This is a genomic window from Streptomyces sp. Ru71, assembly GCF_002920535.1.
Lineage (GTDB): Bacteria > Actinomycetota > Actinomycetes > Streptomycetales > Streptomycetaceae > Streptomyces.
In genome coordinates this window covers 17,726-32,716 of record NZ_PQSS01000002.1, presented here as the reverse complement: position 1 = coordinate 32,716, position 14,991 = coordinate 17,726, and the positions used below count along the sequence as shown (strand labels likewise).

The following is a 14,991-nucleotide window of genomic DNA, read 5'->3' as shown; positions in this document are numbered from 1 at the left end:
ATGCGTGGCGCCGCGGCCTCACCAGGTCACGGACGTGGTGGCCGAGCTGGTGTTGCCCGCGAGGTCGCGGGCCCGCACCTCGTAGCGGTACGGGGCGAGGAAGACGGCCGTCCGGTCGCAGTACGTCCGCTTGTCGGCCGACAGCGTGGCCAGGTACCGGCCGTTGCGGTACACGTCGTACGCGGTCACGCCGACGTTGTCCCTCGCCTCGTTCCAGCGCAGCACGTTGGCGGTGGTGCCCTGAGGCGTGGCGGTGAGGCCGGTCACCGGCGCGGGCGCGGCGGCGTCGGCCGCGAAGTTGTAGACCTGCTGGTCGAAGACCCTGCCCAGGGAGTCGGTCGGGGTGACGGTCAGTGTGGTGCCGCTCACCGTGACCTTGAGGAAGTGGTAGACCTGGGAGTCGGAGGTCGGCACCGGCGCTGAGCCGCAGCGACTGCCCGAGTTCGAGGTGTAGGACCAGGCGATGGCGTACGCGTCGGTCGAGGCGCACCGGCTGACCGAGTGCAGGGTGGCGCCGCCACCGCCGGTCACGTAGCTGGGGACGCCGCCGGGCGGGGCCACATTGCGCTGGTAGTGGTGGGCGTGACCGTTGAACACCAGGTTCACGCCGTGGTCGGACAGCAGCTTCTCCAGGCTGTTGGGGTTGGTCGCGGTGTTCTGGAGGAAGATGTCCGACTTCTGGCTGGAGTTGTCGGACCGCAGCGGGAAGTGGAACACGGCGACCTTGAGTCCGCCCGGGTGCGTGGCCAGGTCGTTCTGCAGCCACTGGTACTCGGCGGCCGTCGTCGCCCAGTGCGCGGCGGCGTCGATCTGGTACATCTTGCAGCTCGTACCGGTTCCGCAGGAGCCACCGGTCGCGGAGCCCACGTTGCTGTCGGTCCACGAGGCGTCGAGCACGTAGAAGCGCACGGGGCCGCTGTTGAACGCGAAGTAGGTGGTCGGGTAGCTGGCCGGGTTGGTGCCGAAGAACGACGGGTAGCTGACCATCGAGTACGTTCCGCCGGAGGCGGCGGCGTTGCTGGTCTCGGGCCAGTTCGACAGCGCCGTGCTGTTCCGGCCGTGGTTGCCCATCGAGTAGAACAGCGGCAGGCGCTGACCGGGGTAGGCCCAGTACTCGCGCCGGAAGACCGCGCTGATGTTGACCCCGGTCTGGTTGAGGTCACCGTAGTTGGTCTGGCTGCCGCTCGGGTAGGCCACGTCACCGGCCGACAGGACGAAGCGGGTCCCGCTGGCGTTGAGCTGCGACATCACGTTGGCCTGGTTCACGTTGAGCGCGCCGGTGTTCTGCCCGCGGTTCGTGGTGTCACCCCAGTCGCCCATGACGGCGAAGCTGAACGGCGTGGTCCCGCCGGCCGGCTCCAGCGTGGTGAACGTCGGGGACGGGTTGGTGCCCAGGAGGTCCACGGGCGCGGTCCCGCCGGTGAAGACCCGGTAGCAGTACTGCGTGCCGGGTGCCAGCCCGGAGACGAGCACCTTGTTCTGGTACTCGGTCACTCCGTTGACGGTGATGGACGTCCCCGCCGCGGTCGCGGAGGCGGTGTTGGCCGTGCAGTTGCCGAGCGGACCCCATCTGACGGTGCCCGTGCTCCGGGTGCTCGTCGCCCAGTTCACCCGGACCGAGGTCTGGGTCACGTCCGAGAGGTACGGCGCCCGGGTCAGCTGGGGGCTGGCGCCGGGCAGGTCGGCGAACGCGGTGCCGGGCAGGGCGAGTGCCGCGATCAGCGTGACAAGGGCGGCGAGGCTGCGGTGCACGAGACGTTGGCGGCGTCTGGTCCTGGTATCGAATGGGCGCATGAAGGCTCCGGCTGCGGAAGGCGAACACAGACATGAGGACGTGCTGTCGGCCCCTTCGCGCCGTGCCGGCGCGGTGGCCGGGCAGCTGCGGAGGTGCCGCACGTCAACGTATGCCGCCTTATCGCCCGAATCGGGGCTCAACGCGAGCCGGGTACGGCCATCTCGGCGCCGTCTTCACTCCGCCGGGTGAAGGAACCCCGGCGGCGGGCTGACGCCGCCTCAGCTTCGGGCCGGCGGTGCGCGGAGGGCGCCCGGACCGACCCGGCGTAGTTCATATGGGTGAACGTGGGCCATCAAGTCGAACGTTTTTACCGCGACTTGACCTTACGCTCCATTGTCGTGTTCATGTGACGGACCGCACGATCGGGCCCATGAACAGTCTCGACTGGGCCGTGCTGATCGGCTACTTCTCAGTGATGGTCGCCATCGGCGTCTGGTCGCACAAGCGGGTGGACGACGTCAGCGACTTCTTCACCGCCGGCGGGAAGATGCCCTGGTGGCTGTCCGGCATCTCGCACCACATGTCGGGCTACAGCGCGGTGATGTTCACCGGGTACGCGGGCATCGCCTACACCTACGGCGTCACCTCGTTCGTCACCTGGTCCTTCCCGATCGCCCTCGGCATCGCCATCGGTTCGAAGCTGTTCGCGCCCCGCATCAACCGGCTGCGCTCCCGGCTCCATGTGGCCTCCCCGCTGGAGTACCTGAAGAACCGTTACAACCTGCCCACCCAGCAGGCGCTGGCCTGGTCCGGGATGCTGCTGAAGATCGTCGACGTGGGCGCCAAGTGGGCAGCGATCGCGACGCTGCTGTCGGTCTTCACGGGCGTCTCCCTGAACCAGGGCATCCTCATCACCGGGGCGATCACGGCCGTCTACTGCACGATCGGCGGGCTGTGGGCGGACGCGCTGACCGAACTCGGGCAGTTCGTCATCCAGTTGCTGGCCGGTGTCGCCATGTTCGTGGCGGTCGTGCTGAAGCTGAACGACAAGGGCATCGGCTTCCTCGGCGCCTGGGACGAGCCCGCCCTGCACGGCCACGGCAAGCCGCTCGTCGGCCCCTACGGCACGGTGTTCCTGCTCGCCTTCCTGTTCATCAAGCTCTTCGAGTACAACGGCGGCATGCTCAACCAGGCGCAGCGCTACATGGCCACGGGCAGCGCCCGGCAGGCCGAGCGCTCGGCCCGGCTGTCGGCGGTGCTGTGGCTGGTCTGGCCACTCGTGCTGTTCTTCCCGATGTGGATGTCGCCGCTGCTCGTCCACGCGCAGAAGCCGGACGGCTCCGACGCCTACGCCCTGATGACCGAACAGCTGCTGCCGCACGGCGTGCTGGGCCTGGTGATCGTCGGCTTCTTCTCGCACACCATGGCCATGTGCTCCTCCGACGCCAACGCCATCGCCGCCGTCTTCACCCGGGACGTGGCGCCGGTGCTCTCCCGGCGGGCGCGGGAATGGGAGCAGCGCTCCGGGCTGATCGCGGCCCGGGTGACGACCGTCGTCTTCCTCGGCCTGTCCATGGCGGTGGCGACCCAGGTCAACTCCCCCGCGTTCAAGGACATCATCACCGTCGTCATCAAGTGGGTGGCGGGTCTGATGGGCCCGATCGCCATCCCGATGATGCTGGGCCTGCTGCGCCCCTTCCGCCGCTCGGGCCCGACGGCGGCCCTGACCAGCTGGGCGCTGGGCCTGCTGGCCTTCTGGCTGGTGAACTACCCGATCAGCTGGCAGATCGACGGCGGTGTGCCGCTGCAGTACCAGGTGTCGATCCCGCTGGCCGTCTCCCTGGTGCTGTACGTCGTCGTCGGCCGGCTCAAGCCCGAGGACACCCCGGAGCGGCTGGCGATCATCGACCGCCTCAACTCCGACGACGACGCGGCCGCGGCGGCCGTGCCGTCCCCGGCGAACGGTGTGGAGGACGCACTGGGGACGGCCGGCAGGGGCTAGGCACCGTCAGGAGGCGGCGTCGAGGACGGCGGTGATCTTGCGGACCATCTCGCTCATGGCGGGGCCCGGCTCGCCCTTGTGCGACCGGGCGCCCGCCTCCAGGGCGAGGACGACGGTGGCGCGGAAGTTGCCGGCCTCCTCGCGGTCCTGCTCGCCCAGCAGGGCCATGGCGGCGGTCAGGGCCGGCAGCACCTGGTCGGCGAGCTCGGCCACGGAGCTGCCGTTCAGGCCCTCGATCCTCGACTTCTCGGCGAGCACGTGCCCGATCGGGCCGGTCGCGGTGGCCAGGGCGACGCTGCCCTGGGTGGCGACCTTGTGGGGCGAACCGGCTGCGGCGGCCAGCAGCGAGACGGCGCCGTACGCGGCGGTGCGCAGGGTGTTCTTGTCCTGGGCGGTGAGGGTGAGGGCCATGGTGTGTGCTCCTTGGGTCCTTCGCGGCCCCCGGGCGGGGCTCGCGTCGCCTTCCGTGTGACAAGGAGCTTGCGGCCCCCCGGTTTCACGCCGGCCTCACCGCGCTTTCAACGAACCGACGGCCCCGGACGAGGGCTGAAACACACCTACGCGCGCGGGTAGCGGGCGAGCCAGGCCGGGGACGCGCCCGCCGGGCCGTGCAGGGCGGGGCCCTGGGTCATCTCCATCGCGAAGTCGTCGGCCAGCGCCAGCATCGTCGGGCGGCCCTCCAGCTCCGCCAGCCAGGCCGGCGGGAGGGCCGTCTCGCCGTGCAGCGCGCCGAGGAGACCGCCGGCGAGGGCGCCCGTCGCGCCGGAGGGGCCGTCGTGGTTGACGGCGAGCCGCAGACCGTGCCGGACGTCCTCACCGACCAGCGCGCAGTAGACGGCCGCGCCCAGCACCCCGGCCGCGGTGCCGTCCCCGAGCAGCTCCGTCACCCGTACCGGCGTCGGCAGGCCCTGCCGTACCGCGCCGAGGGCGTGCTGGAGGGCGTCCGAGACCGGCTGGTGGCCGGGGCGGGCGGCGAGCAGGGCGAGCGCCTGCTGCACCGCGCCGTCCAGGCTCTGGCCGCGCGCCAGACCGTGCACGATCACCGCGTACGCCCCGGCCGACAGGCAGGCCACCGGGTGCCCGTGGGTGTGCGCCGCGCACTCCACCGCCAGCTGCACCACCAGCTGGGGTTCCCAGCCGACGAGCAGCCCGAAGGGCGCCGAGCGGGCGGTGGCCTCGGGGCCGGCCTCACCGGGGTTCTTCGGCGCCTCCAGGGTGCCCATCGTCTCGTCGCCGAGCCCCAGCAGCAGCGCCCGGCCGGGCTCGCGCCGTGCGTACAGCCACTCCTCGCGGGCCAGCCAGCCGTCCTCCTCGCGGCGCTCGTCCGGACCCCAGTCGCGCTGGGTGGCCAGCCAGCGCCGGTACGCCTTGTGCAGGTCGGTCGGCGGATGCCAGGCGCCGGTGTCGCGGCGCACCTGCGCGCGGATCAGCCCGTCCACGGTGAACAGGGTCAGCTGGGTGAGATGGCTGACGGCGCCCCGCCGGCCGTGCGCGGGCAGGAGGTCGGCGACGCCCTCGGGGCCGTACGCCTCCCGGATCGCGGCCAGGCCGAGGCCGTCCACGGGCGAGCCCAGCGCGTCCCCGAGGGCAGCCCCGAGGAGCGTGCCCCGCACCCGGCTGCGGAAGTCCTGCTGTTCGGCTCGGCCCCAGACGGCACCGGTTGTCGCGCCCACCTAGACCTCCCCGGGCACCGTCCATATGTACGACGCGCAGCACTGTAATCGAACAGGGACGACGGGTTCAGGGCGGAAAAGCGCGGGAAATGTGCGCGTCAGGGCCGTGGGCCGGGGGACCGGGGCCGCTCACGGCGGGCCCGCACCGGCGTCAGCGGCCCGTGTACCGCTCCCGGCAGCGCCGGACGACCCGCCTGCCCGCCCAGAACCCGGCCACCGCGCAGCCCGCCAGGACCGGCAGGAGCAGCAGCGACAGCAGGGCGTCCACGCCCGAGACGCGGTAACTGTGCTGGTTGACGAACGTCCAGAAGCGGTCCCAGCCGACCTTCCTCAGCAGATCCGAGTCCGCCTTGATGGTGCTCGCCCGCGACGACGCGTTGTGCCCGGCCAGCCAGTAGAGGTACAGCATCGCGCCGAGCAGGAGCGCCGCACCCGGCGCCGGGGCCCACGTGGACGGCCGGAGCAGTCGCGGGCGGAAGCCGGTGCCGAGGCCGAAGGCCCCCGGTACCAGCGCGGCCAGCGCGGCGGCGCCCGCGACGGCGGAGGCCGCCGTCAGGGTGCGGGCGGCGTCGACCTCGTAGCTGCCGTACCACCAGGTCGTCCAGACGACGACGAGCGGTACGAGGGTCCAGCCGACGCCGATGGCCAGCGCCCAGGCGACGGCCACCATCCGGTCGAGCGGATCCGTGCGGAGGGGGCCGGCGTCCCGCCCCCGCTGCTCCCGCGCCGGCGGCCGGGGCGGAGCCGGTGGACGCGGCGGAGCCGGTGGCCGGGGTGCGGTCCGGCCCGGCCACGTCTCGCGTTGCGGGCCGGTCTGCTGGTCCAGCGACGCCAGGCGCTCACGTGCCGCCGAGCGTTCCCGGGCCTGCCGCACCTGGGCCGCCTGCCGCTCCCAGGCCTCCGGCCCGGCCGGAGGCCCGGCCGGAGGCCCGGCCGCCGGCTTCTCCTCCGGGGCGACGAGCGGGGTGGCCTGCCGCTGCTCCCGCCGCTCGGCCTCCTCGCGCCGACGCCTCTCGTCCGCCTCCGCCCTACGCCGGGCCTCCTCCTCGCGCCGCCGCTCCTCCTGCCGGCGGGCCTCCTCCTCGCGCCGGGCCTCCGTCTCGGCCCGCTTCGACCACTCGGCTTCGAGCAGCCGGCCCAGCGGCGTCTGCGGCCCCCCGGCCGCCGTGAGCAGCTGGTCGTACCAGGGCACGGTCCGCGACGACGGACGGGCGTCGGACGGCGGGCGGGCACCTTCCGGCACCCGTTCCTCCGGCAGATCCGACGGCAGCAGCCCGGCGAGCAGGGCCCCGGGCCCCGTGGCGACGGCCCAGTCGCGGACGTCCTTCGGCAGCCCCCGCACGCCGGTGGCCGCGCGCCAGGCCCGCACCGCCGTGTCCCACCTGCCCTGCACCCCGGCCAGCCGCTCCAGGGAACGGAACCCGGCCAGCGTGCCGAGGAGCGGCTGGCTCTCCAGGTCTGCCAGCATCCGCTTGTCCCAGCCCCTGGCGGGGCGCGCGAGACAGGCCCGCCGCAGCGTGCCGTAGGTGACGGGGGCGCCGCGGTAGACGACCGGTCCGTCCGGGTCCAGCCAGCGCAGCAGGTGCAGCAGCTTGTGGTCCGGGGTGAGGCCGCCGGCGGTCAGGTACCGGTCGACGAGGGCGATCCGGCCCTCCACGTCGTCGGCCAGCGGATCGCTGAACTGCCGCAGCCAGCCGCGCAGTTCGCGCCAGCCCTCGGACGGCTCCTGCCGTGTCCCCATGCGCTGGAAGAACACCTGGGCGGCCTTCGACCAGTGGGCGCGTACCGTGCGGGCGAGGTCCGCCTTGGTGGCGTGGAGTTCTCCGGCGAACACAAGCGGCCTGGCCGCGTGGGTCTGCGCGGCGGCGGGCGGCACCGGCGGTGCGGCGTCCGGCACCGGTCCCGTGCCGGGGGTCGCCGCGCGGTTGCGGACGAGCGCGAGGTCCCGGGTGGTGCCGTGGAGGGCGTGCCTGGGTTCCGGCAGTCCCCGCAGCCGGGCGGCCTGCATGAGCCGCTCGGTGAGCGTGCCGAGCGGGAGCAGGTCCCCGGCTCCCGGCACGCCTCCTTCGAGCAGGCGCAGCAGTTCGCCGGTGAACGCCGTGTGCCGCTCGCCGGGTGGGGCCAGGGACGCCGCGTCGCCGGCGCCGGCGGCCAGCACGCAGGCGCCCTCGATCGCCGGCTCTCCCACGGGATCGGCGCTGCCCGCGCCCGTCCTCGGCGAGAAGGGGCCGCTGAAGCAGCAGTCGAGGATCACGATCCGGTGGGCCGCGGTGTGCGGCTCCTGCCGGATGAGCGCGCTCATGTCGTCGTACGCGAGGCCGCTGACGACCGCGTCGTCCTGGTGGGTGTCCGCGAGGGCCAGATACAGGCTGTCGTCGCGCTCCCGCACGCCGTGGCCCGCGAAGTAGACGAGCAGGGTGTCCTCCGCCTGGGCCGCCTGGTGCCGCAGGGCGTCCTGGACGGCCTGCGGGGTGGCCGGTTCCGCCATCACCACGCAGTGCTCGGGTGCGAAGCCCCCGTCCGGGGAGGTGAGGAGGCGCCGCAGCTCTCTCAGGTTGCCGGCGACGGCCGGCAGATCGGGCAGTCCCTCGTCGGCGTAGGAGGTCACGCCGAACAGGAAGGCCCGGGAGCGTGCGGGGTCGGGCAGCCGGATCATCGTCCTGGTCGGCAGGGCCGGCCGGATCCGCGACCGGACGCCGCGGCTCTCGCGGGTCCGCGGGAATGAACTGGTGCCGCCTGCCCGATCCGTAACGCCATGCGTCCCCCGCGGTAAGCCTGCCGGTCTGCCGGTCCATTCCATTGCAGCGGCCATCCACAGTCAAGGGACAGGGGCCGGAGGGAAGTTGAGGCCTGCACCGACGGCGGCGGCGGTTGGGCAGAATGATCGGCATGACCACCCCCACCTCACGCGCGCTTGCACTCGCCGCCGGTGTCCTCACCGGTGTGCTCGCGCTCTACATCGCCCTCGTCGCCTTCGGGAACATCACCGATTTCGGGACGAACCAGGCCTTCGTCCAGCATGTGCTGGCCATGGACACCACCTTCAAGGACGACGACCTGATGTGGCGGGCCATCACCAGCAAGGGCCTGCAGAACGCCGCCTACGTCGCCATCATCGTGTGGGAGAGCCTCGCGGCGCTGGTGCTGATAGCCGGGACCGTGTGCTGGGCCCGGCGCGACGCCGCGCTCGCCCGGCGGCTGTCCACGTACGGCCTGCTGATGCTGATGCTGCTGTTCGGCGCCGGGTTCATCGCGATCGGCGGCGAATGGTTCGCCATGTGGCAGTCGAAGAACTGGAACGGCCTCGACGCCGCCACCCGCATCTTCCTGGTCAGCGGCATCGTGCTGGTGGTGAACCACCTGGCCGCCGGGGACGGCAGGCCCGCCGAGGTGCCCGCCGCCGAGAAGGCCGCTAGCTGACCACCGCGACCGTCGTCCCGGGCGTCGCGAACGTCCACAGCGCCGCCCCGTCAGCCGCCCGCATCCGGATGCCACCCGTACGGGTGCCGGCGGCGGGCGGCGGCGGGGAAGAGCCGTCGACCGCGTTGGAGAACGCGATCGACACCCCCGACTTGGCCGCGAAGTACACGATGTGCTCGATCTGCACGCCGTCGGAGCCGGTGGTGCTCTCCCGCCGGGTCGAGACGGTGTAGTTCCCCGGGTCCGGGCTGACCGTGCCCGCCCACACCGGGAAGGTGCGGCGCGGGGAATCGCTGGCATCGACCAGCCAGAGCCGGTGCTGCGCGAGCGAGTACACGACCCGCCGCCCGGTGCCCGACCCGTCCGGCACCGCCGGGGGCGCCGACGGCGCCGGGTGCGGCTGCGCCGACGCCGACGCGCTCGGCCGGGCGGCACCCGCCACCGGCTTCGGCCCGTCGTCGGCCCGCACCGCCAGCACCGCGACCGCGGCGACCGCGCCCACGGTCAGCGTGGTGACCCAGGCCCACGAGGGCAGCAGTCGGGCAGGCACCGCACGCATCTCCTCAGTCTCCGGCCCCCGGCATCCCGGGGGCCGGATCATCGTACTGCCCTGCCGCCGGCGCCCCGCCGCTCAGTCCAGCACCGGCAGCAGCTCCGGCAGGTGGCCGTCGGAGGCCGCGGCCGCACGCTGCCGCTCCTCGGGGACCTCGCCGTAGAGCGTGGTGCGGGGCCTGGCCGGGCGGCCCGCGGCCTGCGCCACCGCGATCAGGTCCTTGACCGACTTGTAGGAGCCGTAGGAGGAGCCCGCCATGCGGGAGATCGTCTCCTCCATGAGGGTGCCGCCCAGGTCGTTGGCGCCGGATCGGAGCATCTCGGCGGCGCCCTCGGTGCCGAGCTTGACCCAGCTGGTCTGGATGTTCGGGATGTGCGGGTGCAGCAGCAGGCGGGCCATCGCGGTGACCGCGCGGTTGTCGCGCATCGTCGGGCCGGGCCGGGCGATGCCCGCGAGGTAGACGGGGGCGTTGGTGTGCACGAAGGGCAGCGTCACGAACTCCGTGAAGCCGCCCGTGCGCTGCTGGATGTCCGCGAGCGTGCGCAGATGGCCGAGCCAGTGCCGGGGCTGGTCGACATGGCCGTACATCATCGTCGAGGAGGAGCGGATGCCCAGCTCGTGAGCCGTGGTGATCACCTCGATCCAGGTGGCCGTGGGCAGCTTGCCCTTGGTCAGCACCCAGCGGACCTCGTCGTCCAGGATCTCCGCCGCCGTGCCGGGGATGGTGTCCAGGCCGGCCTCCTTGGCGGCCGTCAGCCACTCGCGGATCGACATTCCGGTGCGGGTCGCGCCGTTGACGACCTCCATCGGGGAGAAGGCGTGCACATGCATGCCGGGGACCCTGGATTTCACCGCCTTCGCGATGTCGAAGTACGCCGTGCCGGGCAGGTCCGGGTGGATGCCGCCCTGCATGCACACCTCGACCGCGCCCACGTCCCAGGCCTGCTGGGCGCGGTCGGCGACCTGGTCCAGGGAGAGCGTGTAGGCGTCCGCGTCGGTGCGGCGCTGGGCGAAGGCGCAGAAGCGGCAGCCGGTGTAGCAGACGTTGGTGAAGTTGATGTTCCGGGTGACGATGTAGGTCACGTCGTCGCCGACCGCCGCCTTGCGGACGTCGTCGGCGATCCGGGTGAGGGCGTCCAGCGCCGGCCCGTCCGCGTGCAGCAGGGCCAGCGCCTCGGCGTCCGTGAGCTTCGTGGGGTCGTCGGCTGCGGTGCGCAGCGCCTGGCGTACGTCGGTGTCGATGCGCTCGGGGGCCATGCCGGGGGCGGCGGCCTCGCGCAGGGCGTCCCAGTCGCCGTAGACCTCGTCGAAGTCGTCGCGGCGGTCAGAGCTGCGGCCCTCGGTGTCGATGGAGGTGTGCAGGTCGGTGCGGCCGGTGGCGGTGAAGACCTCCTCCGGCTCCTGCCACGGCCGGCCCTCGACGACGGCGTCCTCACGCGCGAGGCCGGTCTCCGGGTCGGCCAGAGCGCGCACGTGCGGCAGCAGCCTCGGGTCCAGCCAGGGCTCGCCGCGCCGCACGAACTCCGGGTACACGCAGAGCCGTTCGCGCAGCCGGAAGCCGGCCGCACGGGACTTCTCGGCCAGTTCCTCGATCCGCGGCCAGGGGCGTTCGGGGTTGACGTGGTCGATGGTCAGCGGGGAGACACCGCCCCAGTCGTCGATGCCGGCGCCGATGAGGCGCCCGTACTCGGCGTCGACGAGGTTCGGCGGGGCCTGCAGGCAGGCGCCGGGGCCCATGATGAGCCGGGCGACGGCCACCGTGGCGACCAGGTCGTCCAGTTCGGCGTCCGGCATGCCGCGCATCGCGGTGTCCGGCTTGGCGCGGAAGTTCTGGATGATCAGTTCCTGGATGCCGTGGTAGGCGCGGGACACCTTGCGCAGCGCGAACAGGGACTCCGCGCGCTCCTCGTAGGTCTCGCCGATGCCGATGAGCAGGCCCGAGGTGAAGGGGACGGAGGAGCGGCCGGCGTCCTGAAGCACGCGCAGCCGGACGGCCGGTTCCTTGTCCGGGGAGCCGTGGTGGGGGCCGCCCGGCTCCGACCAGAGCCGTTCAGCGGTCGTCTCCAGCATCATGCCCATCGACGGGGCGACGGGCTTGAGCCGCTGGAAGTCCGTCCACGTCATCACGCCCGGGTTGAGGTGGGGCAGCAGGCCCGTCTCCTCCAGGATGCGGATGGAGATGGCGCGGACGTAGGCGATGGTGTCGTCGTAGCCGTGCGCGTCGAGCCATTCGCGCGCCTCGGGCCAGCGGTCCTCGGGCTTGTCGCCGAGGGTGATGAGGGCTTCCTTGCAGCCGAGGGCGGCGCCCTTGCGGGCGATGTCGAGGACCTCGTCCGGGGACATGAACATCCCGTGCCCGGCGCGGCGCAGCTTGCCGGGGACGGTGACGAAGGTGCAGTAGTGGCACTTGTCCCGGCACAGCCGGGTCAGCGGGATGAAGACGCTCTTCGAGTAGGTGATGACCCCCGGGCGGCCCGCCTGTTCCAGGCCGGCGTCGCGGACCCGGGCGGCGGAGGCGGCGAGGTCGGTGAGGGCCTCGCCGCGGGCCTGGAGCAGCACCGCCGCCTCGGTGACGTCGAGGGCGACGCCGTCCCGGGCGCGTTTGAGGGCGCGACGCATGGAGTTCTCGGTGGGGCCGGTTCCGGAGGTCGCGGAAGTCGTCATCCTTCGAGGATAAGAGGGTGATCAGCTCAGGTGGCGGGCGTGCTCGTCCAGTGTGCGCAGGATCTCCGCCTCCCCGGCGGGCGGCAGCTGGAGCACGACTTCCTCGATGCCGAGGTCGGCGTAGTGGGCCAGCTTGCCCGCGGTCGGGTGCACGGCGTACGGGACGACCTGGAGGGCGGCCGGGTCGCGGCCCGCGTCGGTCCAGGCGGTGCGCAGCCGGGGCAGGGACTCGGTCAGGCCGCGCCCGCCGATCGGCAGCCAGCCGTCGGCGTACGCGCAGATGTCCGCGAACAGCTTCGGCCCCGCCGCCCCGCCGACGAGCGTGCGCGGGCCGAGGACCGGGCCGCGCGGCTTCTGCACGGGCTTGGGGTGGGCCAGGCTCGGACGTACGCTGCCGAACTCGCCGTCGTGGCCGGTCGGTTCGGGTGCCCACAGGGCCCGCATCAGCGCCATCCGGTCGCGCACCAGGGAGCGCCGGGTGCTCCACTGGACCCCGTGGTCGGCGGCCTCCTCGACGTTCCAGCCGAAGCCGACGCCGAGCGTGAGGCGGCCGCCGGAGAGGTGGTCGAGGGTCGCGATCTGCTTGGCCAGGTCGATCGGGTCGTGCTGGGCGACCAGCGTGATGCCGGTGCCCAGGCCGAGCCGTTCGGTGACGGCGGCGGCCTGGGCCAGGGCCACGAACGGGTCCAGGGTGCGGCCGTACTCGCGCGGCAGGTCGCCGCCCGCCGGGTAGGGGGTGGTGCGCTCGACGGGGATGTGGGTGTGCTCGGGCAGGTAGAGCCCGGCGAAGCCGCGCTGCTCCAGCTCGCGGGCGAGGCGGGTGGGCGTGATGGTCTCGTCGGTGAGGAAGACCGTGACGGAGATGCGCATGGGGCATCTGTACCGCGCCGGACGCCCGCAGTCGATACCGTCCGGTCGGTGCGCGGTCGTGGAACACCGCGCCGCTCCCCGATTCCCTTGCGGTCTACCGGAGTTCACGCCCGCCCGGCACAGTGGCGGCCATGTGTGACGACAGAGCAGAGGCAAGAGCAGACGGAAACGCCATCGGCCGACGCGCCCTGTTCGTGACGGGAGCCGCCACCGCGCTTACGTTGGGACGTGTGAACTTCGCTGCAGCGGCCGACGGAGGCGGGCCGGGCCAGGAGACGCGGACCGTGCGCGGCACACTGCCCCCCGGCGCCCCCGACTTCGTGTACGTCCCGGTCGAAGTCCCCTCCGGCGTACGGGAGATCAGGGTCTCCTACACCTACGACAAGCCGTCCGTCCCGGCCGGCACCCCGGGCAACGCCCTGGACATCGGGATCTTCGACGAGCGCGGCACCGACCTCGGCGGCAAGGGCTTCCGCGGCTGGTCGGGCGGCGCCCGCACCGAGTTCTTCCTGCGCGCCGACGACGCCACCCCCGGCTATGTGCCCGGCCCCGTCCGCGAGGGCACCTGGCACATCGCGCTCGGCCCGTACACGGTGGCCCCGCAGGGCCTGACCTACGAGCTGACCGTCACGCTCACCTACGGCGAGAGCGGCGAGACGCCGACGCCCGGTTATCCCCCGGAGCGGGCCAAGGGGCGGGGCCGGGCCTGGTACCGCGGCGACTGCCATCTGCACTCCTGGCACTCCGACGGCCGGCGCACCCCCGCCGAGATCGGCGCCCTCGCCCGCGCCGCGGGCCTGGACTTCATCAACACCTCCGACCACAACACGCACACCTCGCACGCCCACTGGGCCGACGTGGCCGGCGACGACCTGCTGGTGATGCTCGGCGAGGAGATCACCACCCGCAACGGCCACGTCGTGGCCCTCGGCACCGACCCCGGCACGTTCGTCGACTGGCGCTACCGGGCCCGCGACAACCGCTTCGGCCGCTTCGCCCGCCGCATCCGCCAGGCCGGCGGCCTCGTCGTCCCCGCCCATCCGCACGCCACCTGTGTCGGCTGCAACTGGAAGTTCGGCTTCGGCGAGGCGGACGCCATCGAGGTGTGGAACGGCCCCTACACGCCCGACGACGAGGTGGCGCTCGCCGACTGGGACTCCATGCTGGTCGCCTCCGTGCGCGAGGGGCGCGACTGGATCCCGGCGATGGGCAACAGCGACGCCCACCGCGACCCCGACCCGGTGGGCTCACCGCAGACCGTCGTCCTCGCCGACGACCTGACCCGGGACGCCATCCAGGAGGGCATCCGGGCCGGCCGCTCCTACGTCGCCGAGTCCGCCAAGGTCGCCCTGTCCTTCGGCGTGAGCGGCGGACGCGGGCAGCACGCCGGCATCGGGGAGCGGCTGGAGGTCGACCGGGACACACCGGTGACCGTCCGCCTGGAGGTCACCGGCGCCCCGCGCTGCACCGTGCGGTTCGTCACCGACCAGGGGGTGCTGTTCACCAGCGCACCGCTGCCGGTGTCGGGCGCGGGCGTCGCCGAGTGGCACACCACCCCGTCGTACGCTGCCTACGTCCGCGCCGAGCTGCGGCACGAGACGGCGGCGGGCCCCCTGCCCGGCGCCCTCGCCGCCTTCACCAACCCGGTCTTCCTCGGCCACCGCTGACCACCGGAGCCCGTATGTCCCGCCCCGCCGAACTCCGCCACCGGTACACGACGGCGTTCCAGCGCCGTCTCAACCCGCTGCTGCGCCGGCTGCCCACGCAGACGGTGCTGGAGACGACGGGGCGGGTCTCCGGACTGCCCCGGCAGACGCCGGTGGGCGGGCGGCGGATCGGGGACTCGTTCTGGCTGGTGTCGGAGTTCGGCCTGCGCTCCCAGTACGTGCGCAACATCCAGGCCGACCCCCGGGTGCGGGTGCGCCTGCGCGGCCGCTGGTACACCGGCACCGCCCACCTCCTGCCCGACGACGACCCCGTCGCCCGGCTGCGCAGCCTGCCGCGCGTCAACAGCGTCGGGGTGCGCGTGTTCGGCACCGACCTGCTGACGGTCCGGGTCGACCTGGACTGACGC

General features: G+C 73.0%; 11 protein-coding genes. 4 read left to right on the top strand and 7 right to left on the bottom strand.

What is annotated here, in order from left to right; translation table 11 throughout:
- Positions 1-18: 18 nt before the first annotated feature.
- Positions 19-1,794: a metallophosphoesterase family protein gene (locus tag C3489_RS01410; RefSeq protein WP_103778945.1), complete on the bottom strand. Its 1,776-nt coding sequence runs from the start codon at positions 1,792-1,794 to the stop codon at positions 19-21.
- A gap of 371 nt (positions 1,795-2,165) precedes the next feature.
- Here C3489_RS01410 and C3489_RS01405 point away from each other — a divergent pair, with 371 nt between their 5' ends.
- The gene (locus C3489_RS01405) at positions 2,166-3,737 is read left to right on the top strand and encodes a sodium:solute symporter family protein (RefSeq protein ID WP_103778943.1); all 1,572 of its coding nucleotides are present in this window, start codon (positions 2,166-2,168) and stop codon (positions 3,735-3,737) included.
- Positions 3,738-3,743: 6 nt separating this feature from the next.
- On the opposite strand, the gene C3489_RS01400 is transcribed toward C3489_RS01405, so the two are convergent.
- The 3 genes from C3489_RS01400 to C3489_RS01390 form a co-directional block, all read right to left on the bottom strand.
- Positions 3,744-4,148 (bottom strand): hypothetical protein, encoded by a 405-nt coding sequence (locus C3489_RS01400; RefSeq protein ID WP_103778941.1) that lies wholly within the window; start codon positions 4,146-4,148, stop codon positions 3,744-3,746.
- Between the two features lie 146 nt (positions 4,149-4,294).
- Positions 4,295-5,410, bottom strand: coding sequence for an ADP-ribosylglycohydrolase family protein (locus C3489_RS01395; protein ID WP_103778939.1), 1,116 nt, complete (start codon positions 5,408-5,410; stop codon positions 4,295-4,297).
- A gap of 151 nt (positions 5,411-5,561) precedes the next feature.
- Positions 5,562-8,066: a caspase family protein gene (locus C3489_RS01390; RefSeq protein ID WP_181139455.1), complete on the bottom strand. Its 2,505-nt coding sequence runs from the start codon at positions 8,064-8,066 to the stop codon at positions 5,562-5,564.
- A 233-nt stretch (positions 8,067-8,299) separates the two neighbouring features.
- Here C3489_RS01390 and C3489_RS01385 point away from each other — a divergent pair, with 233 nt between their 5' ends.
- Positions 8,300-8,830 carry a DUF2165 domain-containing protein gene (locus tag C3489_RS01385; protein WP_103779331.1) on the top strand — a complete coding sequence of 177 codons (531 nt, stop codon included), beginning with the start codon at positions 8,300-8,302 and terminating at the stop codon, positions 8,828-8,830.
- Here C3489_RS01385 and C3489_RS01380 read toward each other — a convergent pair.
- The 3 genes from C3489_RS01380 to C3489_RS01370 all read right to left on the bottom strand — a co-directional run bounded on the left by C3489_RS01380 (position 8,823) and on the right by C3489_RS01370 (position 12,917).
- A complete protein-coding gene (locus C3489_RS01380) occupies positions 8,823-9,389 on the bottom strand; it encodes a L,D-transpeptidase (RefSeq protein ID WP_103778935.1) in 567 nt (188 codons plus the stop codon). The two genes, C3489_RS01385 and C3489_RS01380, sit on opposite strands and share 8 nt — an antisense overlap.
- Positions 9,390-9,461: 72 nt before the next feature.
- Positions 9,462-12,047 carry a bifunctional FO biosynthesis protein CofGH gene (locus tag C3489_RS01375; protein ID WP_103778933.1) on the bottom strand — a complete coding sequence of 862 codons (2,586 nt, stop codon included), beginning with the start codon at positions 12,045-12,047 and terminating at the stop codon, positions 9,462-9,464.
- Positions 12,048-12,068: 21 nt separating this feature from the next.
- Positions 12,069-12,917: an LLM class F420-dependent oxidoreductase gene (locus C3489_RS01370; protein WP_103778931.1), complete on the bottom strand. Its 849-nt coding sequence runs from the start codon at positions 12,915-12,917 to the stop codon at positions 12,069-12,071.
- A gap of 131 nt (positions 12,918-13,048) precedes the next feature.
- On the opposite strand from C3489_RS01370, the gene C3489_RS01365 reads away from it, so the two are divergent.
- Both C3489_RS01365 and C3489_RS01360 read left to right on the top strand, forming a co-directional pair.
- Complete coding sequence (locus C3489_RS01365; RefSeq protein WP_103778929.1) at positions 13,049-14,584, top strand: CehA/McbA family metallohydrolase; 1,536 nt, start codon at positions 13,049-13,051, stop codon at positions 14,582-14,584.
- Between the two features lie 14 nt (positions 14,585-14,598).
- Positions 14,599-14,988: a nitroreductase/quinone reductase family protein gene (locus tag C3489_RS01360; protein WP_103778927.1), complete on the top strand. Its 390-nt coding sequence runs from the start codon at positions 14,599-14,601 to the stop codon at positions 14,986-14,988.
- The last annotated feature ends 3 nt before the right edge of the window (positions 14,989-14,991 follow it).